Raw genomic sequence first — 17,685 nt, 5'->3', positions numbered from 1 at the left:
CATTTCATTAACTCAACACTGCAATTTTTTCGCCACTAACGATTTAACAGCTCGGCATTGCTTGGATATTTTTTCAGTAACTCAACAAGTTTACTCGCACCTTCTGTGGGTTTAAGCCCGGTAAATGCTCTTCGCAAATTTTTTATATTTTCGAGATCCTTAACATTTAACAGCAGCTCCTCACGGCGCGTACTACTTTTAGCCATATCCAAGGCGGGAAAAATTCGTTGTTGTGCCGCTTCCCGTGATAAAACAACTTCCATATTACCCGTGCCTTTGAATTCCTCAAATATCACTTGGTCCATCCGGCTGCCTGTATCAACCAGTATGGTGGCTAAAATAGTCAGTGAGCCACCATGCTCAATCTTTCTTGCAGCGCCAAATAATTTTCGTGGTATCGCCATCGCGCTAGCGTCAAGACCGCCCGACATAGTACGACCACTGCTTTTTTGATTGGCATTATGTACTCTTGTCAGTCGAGTCAAAGAATCAATAACAATCATAACATCATGACCTTCACCCGCTTCCTTGCGCGCAATATTAAGCAGGTTATTAGCGACACGAACGTGTTGGTCATGGTTTTCATCTGTAGAGGAAGCATGTACTTGTGCCGACACGCTGCGCTTAAAGTCTGTCACTTCTTCTGGACGCTCATCAATAAGTAAGGCATAAAGCTTTATTTCGGGATAAGCTGTCGCCACTGCTTGGCAAACATCTTTTAAAAGCGTGGTTTTTCCGGAGCCTGGCGGAGCTACAATCAAGCCTCGTTGACCCCTGCCAAGCGGTGTAAACAAATCCATCGCTCGCATGGAAAGTTGCTCAGAGCCTGATGCTAGCTCAATACACTGATAAGGATTAATGGCTACGCCATTTAAAAAACGCTTTTGTGGGTCATCACAAGATGCATCTTTAACGACTTCATCCACTTGTTTGGGTATTTTTTTTCTTTTTACCGGTAATGTTAATATTTTTCTTGTCATGATATCGCTTTATAGCTCTAAAGAGTGAAGTGTCTTTAACCTCTGTATTTTAGTCTAAGGCAACTAAGCGGGTATTATACCCATACAATATTAGCTACCTGCTCAGGTTATATTTTATTAAAATGGCTATTAGCCCACTAGCGAAAATTGATCAATATTTTCAGCTGTTATCTTTAAAATCAAAATCTGCATTAAGATTAAAGCGCTAAGGTAGTATTTTTATAGCGGCTAACTTTCGTATTAAAGTCATGGTTAGATAGTGTCACGTTGAAGAGCAATTACCAGCAGATTTGAGAATTTATGCCATCATTATCAATGACTATTTTATCGCTTCGCTTTACTCATTGTACATAAGTGAATTTCAGCGGCATAACTGTTGATTTTTAAGGCCAGTTTTTATCACTTAGTCGGCTTGTTTTTATTGTTCAGAATTACATTGAAAAAAGCTGAACTTAATATCGTAATAGCGTTAATTTGCTCACAAAAGCCAGCAACAAAGGATTGAAAAATTCAAAGCTCATTTTTGATAGCAATAAATAACTTAACGCTTTATTTCTCGAAAGTTAGGCATAGGTTTAGCTCCATGCTTTGCCAATAAATTTGTAGAAAAAGAAATAACTTGACCACGTCCAGTCGCTTTAGCAAAGTATAATGCCTTGTCTGCATTACTTAGTAGTTCATCTAAAGTCGTACCCTGTTTTGTATACTCGACAATGCCAGCACTAAAACTAAGTTGAGTAATATTGTTTTCTGGTGTCAGTATTTCACAACATTTTATTGTATCTAAAACCGTATCAATCAGCGTAGTTAACTCTGCGCCATTGCGCGTGTAACTAAATACACAAAACTCTTCTCCACCGATACGAGAAAAATAACAGTCGTTATCTAATGCTAGTGTAACTTTTTCAGCAAAATACTTTAACACATAATCACCGAACTCATGGCCATAATCGTCGTTAAACTGTTTAAAATGATCAATGTCGATTACGGCTATAGACGCCTTACTATTATTTTGGTTTTGAATGTATTCATTAAATCTTTTGAACATAGCTCGACGGTTGGCAATACCGGTTAATGAGTCGGTATAGGCCATTTTAATCAGGCTCTTTTCTTGTGTTTCCATAAGAGAAGCGTAGGACTGTAATGAATATTCTAGTTTTTTCAGCTCGGTTATATCCTGACCAACAATCATGAGTTGGTCTTCAGCATAATCACTCATGGTAATTTTGATGATTTTACGCATGCGTTCATCTTTTAATTCTATTGTAAATGCATAAGGGCTTTGTGAATTTACAGCTAAGACTTGCTCTCTAGAGAATGCTTGATATTTACTCTCAAATAGGTTGAAAATGGCCTCACCACACTCTCCTATGATAGCCTTAAACTTGCTACTCGAATAAAATGGGGCCAATGTTTGCCTGTTACATATTGCAACGACAACGTCTAATTTATTTAATAAATCAAATCCCATGGCTATTATTCCGCGACAATTAACGATTTTCGAGCCGCGATCAAGCTAGCTAATGTATTGATGTCGTCGTCTTCAACTTTAAAATTGTTCAAGGTAGCGATAAAAATATTGACCACTTCATTCCATTCAATTTCAGTTATCTTAAATTGACTATGGGCTGATTTGAGTTTTTCATCATCATATTCACCTGGGCCTCCCATCATAGCCGCCAAATATTTGGTTTGGTGTTCGATTAATGCCTCCATACGAATAGGTTCAAAAATATAAGCGACAATATCTGACGCTAAAACTGCATCGTAAAACTCACCCACAAGAGGGTATAAAGTGGCAAAGCCGCCGTATTTTTCAAAATAATTTATTGACGTCATTTAATCTCCATGTCTATTGCTAGAATTTATCCATAACTAGGAAGCCTAATATTTCGCTAACTAAGTGACTACTTGCTCTTTTTTCAATGAATATAACAAGACTAAAACTTGTTATATTTATCTTAACCCGCAGCACGATATTTGATAATACGCTAAGCATAAATAAGACTTAAGACTACCTTGACGTCTGCCTAATACTATAAGAACAGAAAATAAAGCATAAAATTACATGATTTTTGATTAAAAGTCTCTTGCAATAGCAAATAATAGATAAATATTAGAATGGCATAACTGTAAATAAAGTGGCCCGCTGGCAACTTTATTTAACACCATTCTAGCGACATGCTTGTATCACAAACCCGCGGCAAAAAAGGCAGCACTGACAAGCTTTTGTGCATCGCTGATAATTAACTGTAAATGCGCATCATCAATAAAACTTTCTGCGTATATTTTATAAATATCTTCAGTACCTGACGGGCGAGCCGCAAACCAACCATTTTCAGTACACACTTTAATACCACCAATAGCGGCATTGTTACCGGGCGCATGTGACAATATTTGGCTGATTTTCTCACCCGCTAACACATCAGTAGTAATAGCATCCGCGGTTAGTGCCGTCAGTACCTGCTTTTGTTGCAAGTTAGCGACCGCCTCAACACGGCCATAACATGGCTCGCCTAATTGCTTAGCTAATGCTTGATATAATTGATAAGGGTCTTTACCGGTAACAGCAAGCATTTCAGCCGCGAGTAAGGCCATCACAAAACCATCTTTGTCTGTGGTCCAACAGCTGCCGTCACGGGCGATAAATGTCGCACCGGCGCTTTCTTCACCGCCAAAGGCATAGCTTGCATCATGTAACCCATCAACAAACCATTTAAAACCAACAGGTACTTCTGAAAGAGGACGGTCAATAAGCTTGGCAACACGGTCAATTAGCGAACTAGAGACCAGTGTTTTACCTATTTTACAGGTTTTAGGCCAGTTTCGATGAGTCATTAAATAGTGAATAGACACCGCTAAGTAATGATTGGGGTTCATCAAACCACCCGTTTTAGTCACAATACCGTGACGGTCAAAATCAGGATCGTTGCCGACGGCAATATCAAACTTGTCTTTCAAAGCAATTAAGCCTGCCATGGCATAAGGTGATGAACAATCCATGCGAATTTTGCCATCTTTATCTAAGGGCATAAAAGCAAAACTGGCATCAACCACTGGATTGACTACCTCTAATTTTAAACCATATTTTTTAGCGATTACCGGCCAATAATGAATACCTGAGCCACCTAAAGGGTCAACGCCAATATGTATACCTGCTTTTGCAATGGCTTCCATATCAACTACTTGGCTTAATTGCTCAACATAAAAAGTGATAAAGTCTTCACGCGTCAGTAATGCAGACTTTAGTGCTTGGGTATAATCAAGGCGTTTAACATCAAGCAGTTTATTCGCAATTATTTCGTTCGCACGCTGTTCAATAACTTGGGTTATTTCACCTTCAGCTGGACCACCATGAGGAGGATTATATTTAATGCCGCCATCGCTGGGTGGATTATGCGAAGGCGTGATGATCAAACCATCAGCTTGGCTTGACTGGGTTTTATTATGGACAATAATCAAGCGTGAAATAACCGGCGTTGGCGTAAAGCCATCATCGTCTTGAATAACAACAGGGATATTATTGGCGATCAATACTGAAATAGCAGAAGCAAAGGCCGGTTCAGATAACGCATGGGTATCTTTACCTAAATAAAGTGGCCCATTAAAGCCTTGCGCTAAACGATATTCAGCTACTGCCTGACAAATAGCTTCAATATGCTGCTGATTAAAGCTTAATTTACTGGCGTTACCACGATGCCCAGAAGTACCAAAAGTCACTTTTTGCTCGGCAATGTCAACATTAGGTGTTTGTAAAAAATAGTCGCTAACTAAACGACCAAGGTTAATTCTATCTATCGGTCTTGCCAGTTTGCCTGCATGTTGATGAATGGTCATTTAATCTCCTTATCCCTTGTAAAAATTTAAGCTATGTACGTTACTTGATCACCAATTAATATAACCATGACAACTAAAGTAAATCGCGAATGTCTTCTACATCTTGCTCGTTATAGCCTAATGCTCGACTGACTTCGGTCAACATCATTTTTTTACGGGTAGTGTTTGAGTTTGTAATCACCCAAAATGGGCTTTCTGGGATCTGACGAGGCTTAGTACTGCTGCCACTAGCCACTAATTCTGCTTCACTGGCCGCAAAATATAAACGGTCACGACCTCTGATCTGACAAGCTACTGAAAAACGCTGGCCGTGCACCCGGTGTAATGCCGCTAATACTAGTAAAAATCGACCTACAGCGCCACGCTGCATAGCCAACTCTTCTCTATTGATGTAATGAAATACTGAGCCATTAACATCAACCTTTGCATCAGCTACTGGCTCTTCAACAACTTCTTCTACAATTTGTTCAACAAGTTCTACTTTAACGGCAGCTACAACCTCAGCATTATTTTGGCTGGGTAAGTTAATTAGACGACGTAATATCGACGATGCACTTTCGCCAATAAACTGGGTATTTGAGGCAATGTGTTGATAAAGTTCTTCATCTATTTCGATGTTTTTCATTGATGACCCTAGGAAAATTATGGTAGATCGCGCCAAGATTATACTTGCGTTAATAATAAGTCTCTATAGTGGATTAACAAATGATGGAAATATTTTTCAAAAAGTCAGTGGGTAAGCTATTAAAATTAAATATTAGCCACCACAATCAGCGCGCTAAAATCTATATAGCACTTGATTTTAATAAAATTTAATTTGGATTTTATTAGCTCAAAATGTCAAAATAAGTACAATTTTATTCCTTAAGTAACACGATAAGAGAGCCCAATGGCAAAGCTTTTAAACTATCAACAATCTGGCAGCGGTAAAAACATTATCCTTATCCATGGTTTATTTGGCCGCTTAGAAAACCTCAATATGGTGGCAAAAGCCTTAGCGGAAAATTATCGAGTCACCAGTGTTGATGTCCGTAACCATGGCGACTCATTTCACGATAGTGTGATGAACTACTCAACCATGGCACAAGACATTATTGATATTATGCAGCACCTAGCCATCAATAGTGCCGTAGTCTTGGGCCATTCTATGGGCGGAAAAATAGCCATGGAATTAGCCCTTACTGCGCCAGCGCTAGTTGAAAAGTTAATTGTTGCCGATATAGCCCCGGCTGAATACCCACCGCACCATAAGCAAATAATTGCTGGCTTAAGGTCACTTGACTTTACCATGATAAAACAACGTAAAGACGCGGATAAACAGCTCAGCCAATATGTTGACAATCTAAGCGTGCGACAATTTTTATTGCGTAATTTAAGCAGCGAAAATGGCCAGTTTTCTTTTAAATGTAACCTTGAAAACATAGCAAAAAATTATCCACAAATAATGACCGCTTATCAAGGCAGCAATAGCTATCAAGGGCCTACCCTGTTTATCAAAGGGGCTAATTCTAACTACATATTACCCGAACACCGCACAGTAATATTACGCTTATTCCCACAGAGTCGTGCCCGTATTATTCAAGGGGCTGGACATTGGTTACATGCTGAAAAAACGCTTGCCTTTAATCGCAGCGTTGAAGGATTTTTAACAAATTAATTGATCTAGCGCTAATACCAAACAGTATAACTTTGTATAATGAGCGTGATGAAATTATTTTATACTCATAGGCGACAAAATAGCAAAATAATGCGGGCAAAGTGGTTACTCAGGTAACAAAAATAATGTCTTTAAAAGCCGCAATATGCTATAGTGCGCCGTGAAAATTTTAGGGTTAAATATGTTAGCAGAACACTTCGAATTAATTGAAACCATTGGGCTAAATTTATTTTTTGCTTTTATCTTTATTTTCATTGGCTTATCAATGCATGATGTGATGAAAAAAAACGATGTACCTAAGATGGGAAAGATAGTTGTTTATTTTGTATTATTTTTAGGGTGTGCTGGATTTATCGCAAAAGGCATCATTCAGTTTATTTGGGAAAGCCAAGGCGTTGGATAAGTAAGTAATAAAATGGCAAAAGAAGTAGCAGATTTAACAACCATTGACTTATTTAGCGATGAAAAGCGACCGGGGCGACCAAAAACGAACCCCCATTCACGCAGCGTGCAAATAAAAATAAACAAACGCAATCAGGTAAAGCGCGATAAGAACAATGGCTTAAAGCGAATAGAGTTTAAATTACATCAAGATGTATATGAACGTTTAGACGCTTTAGCAAATGATAAAGGTGTTAGTCGAAGTGAATTAATAGAAGCCCTATTAGTTCATTCGCTTGATACCAACGATATTAAAATTTAGTTAGCTATAAAAAGGTTAAATTAATGGCAATTGTAGGTTTATTTTTCGGAAGTGACACAGGCAACACCGAAGCCATAGGCAAAATGATCCAAAAGAAATTGGGTAAAAGCCTTGTCGATGTTAGAGATATCGCCAAAAGTACCAAAGAAGAAATCGCTGAGTTCGATTTAATAATTTTAGGTATTCCTACTTGGTATTATGGCGAAAACCAATGTGATTGGGATGACTTTTTACCTGAATTAGAAGAAATTGATTTTACCGACAAACTCGTAGCTATTTTCGGTTTAGGCGATCAAGAAGATTACTCTGAGTACTTCTGTGATGCGATGGAACCATTGCGTGATATCGTGGAATCAAAGGGCGCTATTATTGTTGGTAACTGGCCAACCAAGGGTTATGAATTTGAAGCCTCTAAAGGCTTAGTTGACGAAAACACCTTTATCGGTTTATGTATTGATGAAGACCGTCAACCTGAACTAACCGCCGAGCGCGTCGATACTTGGGTTAAACAAATTTACGATGAACTATGTTTAGCTGAGTTAGCAGACTAACGCTTTACACAGTAAACTACATTGTATTGAAAGAGCCAGCGGTTAGCTGGCTTTTTTGTTGCTATTATAGCTAACACTACAGATCATGTTATACGCTTGCAGCCGGCCATACCTTTCAAGGTATATACACCTATAAATTGTCATTTCATTTATGGCATCGACTTAGTAGCTCAAGCTTGTTTTAGACAATATTTTGTACGACTATATAAATGTAAGTTGTAAACATATAGATTAATTTTTAATCCTTCATTTAAAAACACCCTAGCACAGAAAAATCCAGCCATAGTAGCACTTAAGAGAAAGGCAATGGCGATTGACTATAGTCCAAGACACTTGATAGTTAGCACTTATCACTTAGTAATGCTGCTCCCAATTAAGCTTATAATAATTTGATTTTAATAATTAAACTTAATTAATATCGTGAATTTTGCTATCATGATTTCCTGATGGTTTAGTACTACTCTTTCTAATGAAAATATTTATTTTAAAATCAATTTTGTTGTTTTTTTTAGTGCTTCCTCAACTGAAGGCATTTCAACCACCATCGGCCATTGCAAATATCACCTTTTATACTGAGAATTATCCGCCAGCCAATTATTTAATCAATGATGAACTCAAAGGCATTTCAGTAGATACCTTAAAAGCTATCTGGAAAAATTTAGACATACCTGAACAAAAAGTGCTGTTAGTGCCATGGGCACGTGGCTATAAATTTACTTTAGATAAAAGTAATACCGCTTTATTTACTATGTCTAAAACTCAACCACGTGAAAAACTGTTTAAATGGGTTGGGCCTTTTTTTCATTCTACTCATGTCTTAATTGCCAAAAAATCAAAAAACTTTAATTTTTCCAACTTACAGCAAGTGTTTAATCATACGGTTGCAGCAGTAAAGGATGATATTTCAGGCATTTCGCTGCATAAAATGGGGTTTCCTGCGTCTAATCTCGCAGAAATTTCGCAACTAGAACAAGCCTTTTTGTTGATGCAATCAGATCGTGTAGACATGATGGTTACCTCTATCCATGCTTTTGAGCATTTAGCGAAAAAAAACAACTTAAATACTAATGCCTATAAACAGGTTTGGCAGGTTAACAAAACCGGTAATTACTTGGTATTTAATATCAATACACCCGATCACATAATACAAAGCTACCAGCGAGCCTTTGATAATATTGCTAAGCAGCGATTAACGATTAAACAACAATATGAATTGTCTCCAGCTGAGTACTAATCCGCACGTTTTTTAGCTATAAAAGGACTTTAGTGATAATGATTTTTTTTAGCTACTAATTTTCATGGTTAAAAGTGACTTGGCTAGTCACCTCTAAAAAGCCTTACCTGATCAGATATAAGATAAGTATTTCAGCAATCGACTCACCTTGATTCAAGCTCGATTTATCCTTGTTACCGACTAGCAGTGTTGTAGGATAAGAATGCTGTCCTCTGTCCTCTATTAAAAATTAATTGTTAAGCTAAATAAGTCGCGAAAAAGAAATATAATGTCGTCGCAACACTTATCACAATAACAACACCTCTGACCTGCTTTTGTGGTAGTTGGCGTGATATATTCGCCGCCATATAGCCTCCTACTAACGTGCCACATAACAAAACAGTGCCTTCATACCAGACAATAACGTCATTATAAATAAACAGGACGATGGCAATTAATGACACTGCCGCTGACACTAATAATTTCAATCCATTCATTGCATTGATGTTGGTATGGCCCGCTAATGCTAAATAGCTGAGTATAATGATACCCAATCCCGCGTTAAAAAAACCGCCATAAATAGACACCCCCAAGAGTAGTATTAACAGTAAGACCCCACCGATAGCCGATGCGTGTTGGTGCTTAGTCGCTATTTTTTTAAATCCTGCATTAAGCTGACCACCAAAAATAAACAGTACAGTGGCAAATAATAACAACCAAGGAATAGCGACTCGAAATACCACTTCTGATGTTTGCAGCAATAGCCAAGCACCAGAAATACCCCCCATTAAACTGATAACGATGATGAGCCAGAGTTCATCTTTATGCGCAGCAAGTTCTTTTCGAAGGGCATAAGTACCGCTCATATAACCAGCGCACGACGCAAAAGTATTGGTCGCATTAGCCATAATAGGAGGAATACCAACAAAGATAAGCGCGGGAAAAGTAATAAAACTTCCACCGCCGGCAATTGAGTTAACAACACCACCAAAAAAACCGGCAAAGAACAAAAATATGAGTTCAAATGACATTATGAATAATAAGCCTATAAAGATGAAAGTGGGTTAAACGGTAGCATATTTTATTTCAGCCCTGCAGATACTGGCCAGTAAAATGCTTGTGTGATGCTTATGTGATGTTCAATCGTAACCTGATTCCATCCATTTGAATATTATATATAATGACTTTTTGACCAATGTTTGGATGCAGTTTCATCGCTGAATAATCGACATTAATCGACAAAAGAGACAAAGCAATACAGTTTAGCGGTATCATTTACAGCGTCCAACACTGATGTAGGGGAACAATATAGTTTATTACTAGACAATAAACTTCTTTATTAAAGCTCATATATTTCTTTGGGGTAATTTCATTGGATTTTCTTAACAATATTTTAATGATCACTTTGTGCGCTTAGGAGACCTTAGCCTCAAAATTTTTGCCCTATATTTTCTAATGAATTTTTTCATGGCGTATTACTGAGAAGTCTTAGTAATAATCATAAAACAACCTTATGTTATTCTAATTTATTGATATTTAAGATAATAATATTTATTTTAATGTTAGATATTACTGAGAAGTCTCAGTAATATCCACTTTCTAACAAAAATACAAAATTTGTATTTCCTAAAGCTCTGAAATTATGGGATATTAATTTCAATTAAATAATATTTATGGGACGGACATTACTGAGAAGTCTCCATAATAAGCGTTATATGTTTTCAAAGGATTTGAATTATGAGTCGTAATCAAAAAGTTGCTTTCTGGGCTTTATTTGTTGGTTTTTGTTTAACTGACACAATAAGTATTTATCCCTAAGGTGCATTCGATAACATCACTATTGTGGGTGCAATTATTCTAACTATCTTTTACTTAACGGTAGCATTTTTTATTCATTTATTTGTAAAATCAAACCCTAAAGAAATAGATAAATTATTCACCAAATAGTTAACATATAACAAGAATTTCAAGAGGGACAAAATAAAGTTGGCTGTTTTGTTCACTCCGTTCACCTATTTTAGCCAACTCTATTTTGCCCCTTAAATGGGCGTTAACTTGCTACGGCAATTCAAAGTAAAGGTGTATTCCATGGAAGAAATATTTAATTTGATTTTTGAAAGAAATAAAGTCGTATATGTATTCTTAACGTTCTTTAGTACTTTAGGAGTAAGTTATTTTTCTGCTTTTATATTTGGTGCTAATACATATGAAATTATTAGCCATATTAGTTTTTCAATTCTTGTGACTTTAGTTTCAGCTTTATTCACAGCAAATAAACTAGCTGATGCCAAAGTTAAAAAAGCAAGTACACAAGACATTACAAAGGACTAAAAACAGCTGGCCGTGCTCGTGCCTCGCTGTTTTGGCCAACAATTTTTAGCCTCTGAATGTGGCGTTGGTGTTTACAACGTGTATTAGTTAACTCAAAGGATGAGGATTCAAAAATGAAATTTAGTCGCAAGCTCAATCGAGTAAACCTTGTAGCTATAACTTTATGCTTAACGACTTCACTTGGTATGTCTTATCAAGTTTGGAGTTCATCCCCTTTTATTGGTCTTATGTTAGCTGTTATAACTGTGGGTGTTTATATCATGCTTGTTTCAGGCAACTGGATCACAAAAAACACATAATAAACAAGAATTTCAAGAGGGACAAAATACAGTTGGCTTTTTGTTCACTCCGCTCACTTATTTTAGCCAACTGCATTTTTCCCCTTAAATGGGCGTTGGCATGCTTGTCGATAGCGGCATTTAAAAAGGAGTTTATATGTTTAAAAAAGTACTACTAATTTCATCATTTGTTGGTCTTGTCTTTGCCAACCCTTCAATCGCGACAGAGGACACCATTCCAGATAACGTTTTTATTAATCTAATGGAGTGCATGGAAAATGCTCCATTAGATCAAGAGAACTATAAAGGTGTCAGTTATAAACAAATCGTCTTAAATAGCGTTTTAGAAAACCTAACTAAACAGAAGTTACCCTCAGTGAGTGGGTTAGAAGTCGATTATTCCAAAGTGTACGAATTGGTTGTTAAGCATTGTCCTAAAGAGTTGGAAATCGTTAAAAAGTTTGCGGGCTAAAAGCAAGCTAAGAAAATAAACAGGGACAAAATACAGTTGGCTTTTTGTTCACTACGTTCACTTATTTTAGCCAACAATATTTAGCCCGTTATTTGGGCGTTAGCGATACAAAAACTAATCCAAGCTCTACCCTAGGTAGTTAAAGCTAATGTCAGCAATGTGGCATTTAGCGACATTTCAGTGATACTATTTAAGAAATTAATTTGTAAATAAAAACGCTACACATGTGCTACAAATAAAGAATAAAGCATAGGATTTATTTTCTTAAGCCTTTGATTTTATGTGTTTTATAATTTTATCTGCAAGTCATCAAGAGGGCGTTAGCCGTATAGTTGTAACCTCAAGCTTTTGTGATACTATAGTGATACATTATTTGAGTTCTAAATAGGATTTATCATGAGAGTTGAACTTGTTACGACACTTAAGCGTCAAGCGACCAAAATTTTAGCTGATCTCCACATATCTAAAGAACCAGTGTTAATTACTGAGCATGGCCAACCATCAGCTTATTTAGTTGATGTTGAAGATTATGAATTTATGCAACAACGAATGGCAATTCTTGAGGGTGTTGCACGTGGTGAGCAAGCAATTAAAAGCGGTAATACATTCTCGAATCAAGAAGCAAAAGAGAAAATGGGCAAATGGCTGAAATAATTTGGACATCTCCAGCTCTTGATAATTTAAACGATATTGCTGAGTATATTGCTTTAAGTAATATTGATGCGGCTAAAAAATTGACTCACAAAATATTTGATAAAATATCTAGACTAGAAGATCATCCTGAATCAGGTAAAAGGCCACTTGAATTAAGCAACTTAAATTACCGTGAAGTTAATGTTAATCCTTGTCGTATTTTCTATAAAGTGGATAGTGACAAAGTTTATATTTTACATGTCATGCGTCATGAGCGAGATCTTCGTAGATTTCTTCTACAGAGCTAAATACGGCTAACATCCATTCAAACAGGACAAAAAACAGTTGATTTTGCTCCTTCGTCGCTAAATTAACCAACTATTTTTAGCCTGTTATTAGGGCGTTGAGGCTGTAGAATAACTAACTCAGCCAAAATCACTAAATTTTTGTGTTCCTGTATCACACTGTAGACGATTTATTCGATATAGGTAATGCATTTGCTCCCCCAATTTTTGAGGGGAATTCATAATAAACGAGTTATTCTACAAGCTCGTTATATGCCCGTAATAGCAAAGTCGATCGCTGCAATAATCTCATCTCTTAATGACTCAATTGATCCAACAGGATCTTTGAGTAATTTGGATGGCATCGAAGCAATCTGAGGAGTGAGTAAAACATATTGTTCATCTTCATACTTAATCAATGGAGTTAAGCCATCCATTTGCTCATTTCTAAAATGGTTGAATTTTCCTAAAGGAATCACAATTCTTGTTGTAATATCGCTAATTAAGGCATTCTGAATATCAATAATATACGGGTATGCTTCACGGCTTTTTTTACTTGGGTTTATATATACATCAAATTGCGACATTAAAACTCTTTAAATTCATCACCAAAACATCCATTATCATCGACAAAGTCATTGTAGGCTTGTATGGCATTTTTATTTTCTTTTACCCACTTTTTAGCTTCAATACTTTTCAATTTATCTTTTAATGCTTGCTCCAAAGTCGCAGATAAATTAATGTTAAGTGCTCTTGTTCTTTTTAGTAAGTCACTATTTAAACTAAGATTTGTTGCTTTTTTTGGGGCGTCAAAATCGTATAATGCTTGCATAATATGTCTCCAAGTAATCATTGCATTAATTATGCGCACTCTAATGCGTATTGTAAAGGGCATATAACAAGCAAATCAACTAGGACTTAAAATAGTTTTTCGTTCCTCTAAATTTTTGTGTTCCTGTATCGCGCTGTAGACAATTTATTTGATATAGGTAATGCATTTGGCACCCCGATCTTTTTGGGAAATTCATAATAAACGAGTTATTCTACGAGCTCGTTAGCACTACTGGAGATTGTCACTTGAACCTGAGTAAAATATTCATAATTTTATTATCTGCATTTTCTTTAAATGTTATCGCTTCAACTCAAGATGAAATTAACCACCTTTTAAGTTTCGTAGCCTCTACTGATTGCAAGTATGAGCGTAATGGTACGATGCATAATGGTAAGGACGCTGTAGAACATATAAACAAAAAATATGAATACTATTCTGACAATATCGAATCAACAGAAGATTTTATAAAATATTCTGCAACTAAAAGTAAAATGTCTGGTAAGTATTATAAAATTCACTGTAGTAATAATGCTCCAGTAAAAAGTCAAGATTGGTTGTTAAACGAATTAAAGGTTTATAGGCAAGCACAAAAGTAGGGCTATAAGTCATTTAAAAGGACAAAAAACAGTTGGCTTTTGCTCCTGCGTCGCTTATTTTAACCAACTATTTTTTGCCTGTTAATTAGGCGTTGGTAGTACAAGGAAGTATCAGTATGTTTCGTAATATTATAAGCAGTGTAATTGCCACAACAGGCGTTTTCTTATATGACTTTCTAATTCATAGCGAACAAGCTATTGATTGGTATAAGCCTATATTCGTTTTTTGTTTTACATTAGTATTGTCTAGTTATTTTGGTTCCAATAAAACTAAAATAGACGTGTAATGCACTGCTATAAGGCGCCTAAACGGATAAGAAAACAGTTGGCTGTTTCACTCGATCACAATTTTAGCCAACAATTTTTGCCGCTTAACCTGGCGTTGAGGCTGTAGAATAACTAATTCAGCCAAAATCTCTAAATTTTTGTGTTCCTGTATCGCGCTGTAGACAATTTATTTGATATAGGTAATGCATTTGGTACCCCGATCTTTTTGGGAAATTCATAATAAACGAGTTATTCTACGAGCTCGTTAGCGATACAAAACCTAATCCAAAGTATTGATTGTCTTTAAAAGCTAATGTCTTCTTTGTGGCAAGCCTGTGTGAAAACTATTTCGAACTTGCGTAATTGGATATTATCAACGTAAAAAGGCTCTGTAGATTAAATTCTGTAGTACGTTTGAGGTAAAACCACCTGCTAATTCACGTAGCGTCGCATAAAAAATTTACTCTGAGAGTTTTCACACAGCCGTTGGCATTAGTGAGCCTTAGATAAATATTTCAACCATCATTAATATTCTGATGCCAAGTTCTATGTGGCAATTGTTAGCTTTGCTGCTCTGTGGTCAATGGTCATTATTAGTGAGCTCCTTCATTTGCAGTAAAGAACTATATTGCTCGGCTATTGGCACAGAGTATTAACTAACGGGGTTGGTCAATAACTTTATTTATATTGCCTATGAAGTAGTTGCTATTCAATATAGCTTTAGCAAAGGTAGAGTAAACAACTTCATTGTTCTCCTACAACTGACGGATTAATTTGATCTATTTCAAAGATGCCCCCCCTCTTGGAAAAATTAATCATATCCCTAGAATTATTACCACCATGTATACTTGGTTCATTGCGCTGCAAATTTTAGCAGCAAGTATATTTTATATACATTATATCTGGATTATTCCCTTGTGCCTTTTATGGCCACTTCTTGTCCTAACAGTAACCAAACTGTCTGCAAATGGACGAAAACAGGATGAGATAAACTTTATTTCTTCATTATTTTAATGACAGTACAAGCGTGACTTTTTTTGACTAAGTTAACTTGATGCTTATCGCCATTTAATTTTTTTATGATTGCTTGTTCTGTGCCAGTTCGCCAAAAAAACACGGTCAGATATGAGCTGTTTTTTCGTTCAACAATAGCTCGGTTTTCCTTCAAACTAGCTCGCGTTAAGGTTAAAGCTCAATCGCATTGATTCCTAACGGTATTGACTCTTAACAGTAATGACTTACAAGGTTAATAACGTCTAACGCTATTAACTTCTAACAGGCCAACTGTCGAGCTGACGATTAGTTTTTACGCCCCTCACACACTCACAAGGTGAACCAGTGGCTAAAAAGCGTTCATCATAAAACACTTACTCACCTTGGCCTTAAGGCATTATGGCCTAAATACGCTCTTTAATGAGTTAACTGATATCTCAATATATCGACAATTTTTCGCTTACAACAATTTAGTCTGCAATTACTCTATAAAGCTTACCTATAACAGCGTAGGATGAGGTAACTTTAGATATAAATTAGGGCTGCACTTAACGTGCACTAACATAAAAAATTATGCAACTAACAGCAAAAGCATCACTGACTAACGCGTTACTTATTTCTATTTGCACACCGAATTTTAAAGGTGATGAAGCAACCGAGTCACTTGCAGAGCTTGCCCGTTTAGTCACTACCTTAGGCTTTAAAGTAGTCGGCACACAATCGCAAAAGCTGAGTTCTACCCAAAAAGTTAATGTACTCGGTTTAGGAAAACTAGCTGAAATAGCGCAACTCACCGGTAACAAGGGTGTGGTTGAAGGCTTAGAAGAGGATGAAGACTTAGAAGAAGCGGAATTTATCCTTAACCCTGTAAATGTTCCGTCGGATAACCTGCCGTTTGCCTGCGCTGATGTGGTGGTATTTGATTGTGATTTAAGCCCATCTCAGCTGCGTAATGTCGAGAATCAGTTAGGCGTAGAGGTGTTTGACCGTACCGGCATTATTATTGAAATATTTAGTCGCCATGCTCGGACCAAAACAGCAAAATTACAAGTTGAAATTGCTCGACTTAATTATGTTGCACCGCGCCTTCGTGAAACATCAACGGGTGATAAAGAACGTCAAATGGGTAAAGGCGCTGGCGAAACCACCCTAGAGCTAAACCGCCGTGCAGTTCGCGACCAATTAGCCGAACTCAAGCGTGAGTTAGTCAGTGTTCAAGACGAAATGAAAGGCCGACGTAGCCAACGTTCTGAGCTTTTTTGTGTCGCTTTAGTGGGTTATACCAACGCCGGCAAGTCATCGATGATGCGAGCCATTACCGGTAGTGATGTTGAAGGTGAAAACAAACTTTTTGCTACCCTTGACACTACAGTTCGTGCCTTATATCCCATCACTCAACCACGAATATTAGTGTCAGATACTGTCGGTTTTATTAAAAAATTACCACACGATTTAGTCGCCTCATTTCATTCCACTTTAGCAGAAGCTCATGATGCATCATTATTACTCTATGTGGTTGATGCTGCCGATCCTTCATTTCGTGCACAACTCGATGTTGTGCATGACGTATTAGAAGAAGTGGGTGTTGAAGACAGTAAGAAATTACTGGTACTCAACAAATCAGACCAACTGAGCCTTGAGCAACAACAAGCGCTGATGGAAGAGTTCCCTGATGCTATGATGACTTCAACCCGTAATCCTGCTGATATCAGTAAATTGCATAAATATATTGTTGGCGTTGCACAGGACGAGATGATTGAAGACGAAGTTATTATCCCCTATACCGCTAAAGGTATCATAGGTGAAATTCGTGCTAATATGAGTGTTATTAAAGAAGAATATGAGTACAGCCATATTAAACTTACCGTACGTTCAAATGCGATTGATTTAGAAAGATTAAAAAAGAGCATGCTAGGTTTATCAACTGATGACTCATAAAGCATAAGTCTTCAGTCTAAGTCATAAATGCTAGTGCATCAACGGCACAGTAGTTAACGCTTCTCACGGGAACACATTAAGCCATGTGTTCCCGTTTTTTATCTCATAATCAAAATAAAG

General features: G+C 36.9%; 19 protein-coding genes. 11 read left to right on the top strand and 8 right to left on the bottom strand.

Translation table 11 applies throughout. From position 1 onward, the window contains the following. Positions 1-35 precede the first annotated feature (35 nt). The 5 genes from rho to seqA form a co-directional block, all read right to left on the bottom strand. Positions 36-980, bottom strand: a complete 945-nt coding sequence (rho, locus tag H4J59_RS08480; RefSeq protein WP_182238519.1) for a transcription termination factor Rho — start codon at positions 978-980, stop codon at positions 36-38. 541 nt (positions 981-1,521) lie between these two features. After that, on the bottom strand, positions 1,522-2,451 hold the full coding sequence (locus H4J59_RS08475; RefSeq protein WP_182238517.1) for a GGDEF domain-containing protein: 930 nt from the start codon (positions 2,449-2,451) through the stop codon (positions 1,522-1,524). A 5-nt stretch (positions 2,452-2,456) separates the two neighbouring features. Then, positions 2,457-2,819 (bottom strand): group 1 truncated hemoglobin, encoded by a 363-nt coding sequence (locus tag H4J59_RS08470; protein WP_182238515.1) that lies wholly within the window; start codon positions 2,817-2,819, stop codon positions 2,457-2,459. A gap of 351 nt (positions 2,820-3,170) precedes the next feature. Then, positions 3,171-4,817 carry a phosphoglucomutase (alpha-D-glucose-1,6-bisphosphate-dependent) gene (pgm, locus tag H4J59_RS08465; protein ID WP_182238513.1) on the bottom strand — a complete coding sequence of 549 codons (1,647 nt, stop codon included), beginning with the start codon at positions 4,815-4,817 and terminating at the stop codon, positions 3,171-3,173. Between the two features lie 73 nt (positions 4,818-4,890). Beyond that, positions 4,891-5,442: a replication initiation negative regulator SeqA gene (seqA, locus tag H4J59_RS08460; RefSeq protein WP_182238512.1), complete on the bottom strand. Its 552-nt coding sequence runs from the start codon at positions 5,440-5,442 to the stop codon at positions 4,891-4,893. 264 nt (positions 5,443-5,706) lie between these two features. Between seqA and H4J59_RS08455 the strand changes: the two genes are divergently transcribed. The 5 genes from H4J59_RS08455 to H4J59_RS08435 all read left to right on the top strand — a co-directional run bounded on the left by H4J59_RS08455 (position 5,707) and on the right by H4J59_RS08435 (position 8,962). After that, positions 5,707-6,474 carry an alpha/beta fold hydrolase gene (locus H4J59_RS08455; protein ID WP_182238510.1) on the top strand — a complete coding sequence of 256 codons (768 nt, stop codon included), beginning with the start codon at positions 5,707-5,709 and terminating at the stop codon, positions 6,472-6,474. A 181-nt stretch (positions 6,475-6,655) separates the two neighbouring features. Continuing rightward, positions 6,656-6,877 (top strand): DUF2788 domain-containing protein, encoded by a 222-nt coding sequence (locus tag H4J59_RS08450; RefSeq protein WP_146878424.1) that lies wholly within the window; start codon positions 6,656-6,658, stop codon positions 6,875-6,877. A 12-nt stretch (positions 6,878-6,889) separates the two neighbouring features. Further along, positions 6,890-7,177, top strand: a complete 288-nt coding sequence (ybfE, locus tag H4J59_RS08445; RefSeq protein ID WP_182238508.1) for a LexA regulated protein — start codon at positions 6,890-6,892, stop codon at positions 7,175-7,177. A 23-nt stretch (positions 7,178-7,200) separates the two neighbouring features. Next, positions 7,201-7,728 (top strand): flavodoxin FldA, encoded by a 528-nt coding sequence (fldA, locus tag H4J59_RS08440; protein ID WP_182238506.1) that lies wholly within the window; start codon positions 7,201-7,203, stop codon positions 7,726-7,728. Positions 7,729-8,197: 469 nt separating this feature from the next. After that, positions 8,198-8,962, top strand: a complete 765-nt coding sequence (locus H4J59_RS08435; RefSeq protein ID WP_182238504.1) for an ABC transporter substrate-binding protein — start codon at positions 8,198-8,200, stop codon at positions 8,960-8,962. A gap of 236 nt (positions 8,963-9,198) precedes the next feature. On the opposite strand, the gene H4J59_RS08430 is transcribed toward H4J59_RS08435, so the two are convergent. Beyond that, positions 9,199-9,972: a sulfite exporter TauE/SafE family protein gene (locus H4J59_RS08430; protein ID WP_182238502.1), complete on the bottom strand. Its 774-nt coding sequence runs from the start codon at positions 9,970-9,972 to the stop codon at positions 9,199-9,201. 1,057 nt (positions 9,973-11,029) lie between these two features. On the opposite strand from H4J59_RS08430, the gene H4J59_RS08425 reads away from it, so the two are divergent. From H4J59_RS08425 to H4J59_RS08410, 4 genes are all read left to right on the top strand, one after another. Beyond that, positions 11,030-11,272 carry a hypothetical protein gene (locus H4J59_RS08425; protein WP_182238500.1) on the top strand — a complete coding sequence of 81 codons (243 nt, stop codon included), beginning with the start codon at positions 11,030-11,032 and terminating at the stop codon, positions 11,270-11,272. A 435-nt stretch (positions 11,273-11,707) separates the two neighbouring features. Beyond that, on the top strand, positions 11,708-12,022 hold the full coding sequence (locus H4J59_RS08420) for a hypothetical protein (protein ID WP_182185533.1): 315 nt from the start codon (positions 11,708-11,710) through the stop codon (positions 12,020-12,022). Positions 12,023-12,418: 396 nt separating this feature from the next. Continuing rightward, positions 12,419-12,676 carry a type II toxin-antitoxin system Phd/YefM family antitoxin gene (locus H4J59_RS08415; RefSeq protein ID WP_182238498.1) on the top strand — a complete coding sequence of 86 codons (258 nt, stop codon included), beginning with the start codon at positions 12,419-12,421 and terminating at the stop codon, positions 12,674-12,676. After that, positions 12,664-12,963, top strand: coding sequence for a type II toxin-antitoxin system RelE/ParE family toxin (locus H4J59_RS08410; protein WP_182238494.1), 300 nt, complete (start codon positions 12,664-12,666; stop codon positions 12,961-12,963). The genes H4J59_RS08415 and H4J59_RS08410 overlap by 13 nt, the downstream gene beginning before the upstream one ends. A 245-nt stretch (positions 12,964-13,208) precedes the next feature. Here the strand turns inward: H4J59_RS08410 and H4J59_RS08405 are convergent, their stop codons facing one another. Together H4J59_RS08405 and H4J59_RS08400 are read right to left on the bottom strand one after the other, a co-directional pair. Beyond that, a complete protein-coding gene (locus H4J59_RS08405) occupies positions 13,209-13,526 on the bottom strand; it encodes a CcdB family protein (RefSeq protein ID WP_182238492.1) in 318 nt (105 codons plus the stop codon). After that, positions 13,526-13,771, bottom strand: coding sequence for a type II toxin-antitoxin system CcdA family antitoxin (locus H4J59_RS08400; protein WP_182238490.1), 246 nt, complete (start codon positions 13,769-13,771; stop codon positions 13,526-13,528). Before H4J59_RS08400 ends, H4J59_RS08405 begins: the two co-directional genes overlap by 1 nt. A gap of 245 nt (positions 13,772-14,016) precedes the next feature. Here H4J59_RS08400 and H4J59_RS08395 point away from each other — a divergent pair, with 245 nt between their 5' ends. Further along, a complete protein-coding gene (locus H4J59_RS08395; protein WP_259369449.1) occupies positions 14,017-14,367 on the top strand; it encodes a DUF5329 domain-containing protein in 351 nt (116 codons plus the stop codon). A 1,833-nt stretch (positions 14,368-16,200) separates the two neighbouring features. Further along, positions 16,201-17,565, top strand: coding sequence for a GTPase HflX (gene hflX / locus H4J59_RS08390; protein WP_182238488.1), 1,365 nt, complete (start codon positions 16,201-16,203; stop codon positions 17,563-17,565). The last annotated feature ends 120 nt before the right edge of the window (positions 17,566-17,685 follow it).

It is taken from the genome of Colwellia sp. MB02u-10 (genome assembly GCF_014077185.1).
Lineage (GTDB): Bacteria > Pseudomonadota > Gammaproteobacteria > Enterobacterales > Alteromonadaceae > Cognaticolwellia.
This window is presented reverse-complemented; position numbering and strand designations above follow the sequence as displayed.

Bases quoted from the DNA above. Each gene is read 5' to 3' on its own strand.
- H4J59_RS08430 (WP_182238502.1), bottom strand. From the start codon at position 9,972: ATGTCATTTGAACTCATATTTTTGTTCTTTGCCGGTTTTTTTGGTGGT.
- hflX (WP_182238488.1), top strand. From the start codon at position 16,201: ATGCAACTAACAGCAAAAGCATCACTGACTAACGCGTTACTTATTTCT.
- H4J59_RS08410 (WP_182238494.1), top strand. From the start codon at position 12,664: ATGGCTGAAATAATTTGGACATCTCCAGCTCTTGATAATTTAAACGAT.
- fldA (WP_182238506.1), top strand. From the start codon at position 7,201: ATGGCAATTGTAGGTTTATTTTTCGGAAGTGACACAGGCAACACCGAA.
- seqA (WP_182238512.1), bottom strand. From the start codon at position 5,442: ATGAAAAACATCGAAATAGATGAAGAACTTTATCAACACATTGCCTCA.
- H4J59_RS08425 (WP_182238500.1), top strand. From the start codon at position 11,030: ATGGAAGAAATATTTAATTTGATTTTTGAAAGAAATAAAGTCGTATAT.
- rho (WP_182238519.1), bottom strand. From the start codon at position 980: ATGACAAGAAAAATATTAACATTACCGGTAAAAAGAAAAAAAATACCC.
- H4J59_RS08455 (WP_182238510.1), top strand. From the start codon at position 5,707: ATGGCAAAGCTTTTAAACTATCAACAATCTGGCAGCGGTAAAAACATT.
- H4J59_RS08400 (WP_182238490.1), bottom strand. From the start codon at position 13,771: ATGCAAGCATTATACGATTTTGACGCCCCAAAAAAAGCAACAAATCTT.
- pgm (WP_182238513.1), bottom strand. From the start codon at position 4,817: ATGACCATTCATCAACATGCAGGCAAACTGGCAAGACCGATAGATAGA.
- H4J59_RS08435 (WP_182238504.1), top strand. From the start codon at position 8,198: ATGAAAATATTTATTTTAAAATCAATTTTGTTGTTTTTTTTAGTGCTT.
- H4J59_RS08450 (WP_146878424.1), top strand. From the start codon at position 6,656: ATGTTAGCAGAACACTTCGAATTAATTGAAACCATTGGGCTAAATTTA.
- H4J59_RS08420 (WP_182185533.1), top strand. From the start codon at position 11,708: ATGTTTAAAAAAGTACTACTAATTTCATCATTTGTTGGTCTTGTCTTT.
- H4J59_RS08405 (WP_182238492.1), bottom strand. From the start codon at position 13,526: ATGTCGCAATTTGATGTATATATAAACCCAAGTAAAAAAAGCCGTGAA.
- H4J59_RS08415 (WP_182238498.1), top strand. From the start codon at position 12,419: ATGAGAGTTGAACTTGTTACGACACTTAAGCGTCAAGCGACCAAAATT.
- ybfE (WP_182238508.1), top strand. From the start codon at position 6,890: ATGGCAAAAGAAGTAGCAGATTTAACAACCATTGACTTATTTAGCGAT.
- H4J59_RS08475 (WP_182238517.1), bottom strand. From the start codon at position 2,451: ATGGGATTTGATTTATTAAATAAATTAGACGTTGTCGTTGCAATATGT.
- H4J59_RS08470 (WP_182238515.1), bottom strand. From the start codon at position 2,819: ATGACGTCAATAAATTATTTTGAAAAATACGGCGGCTTTGCCACTTTA.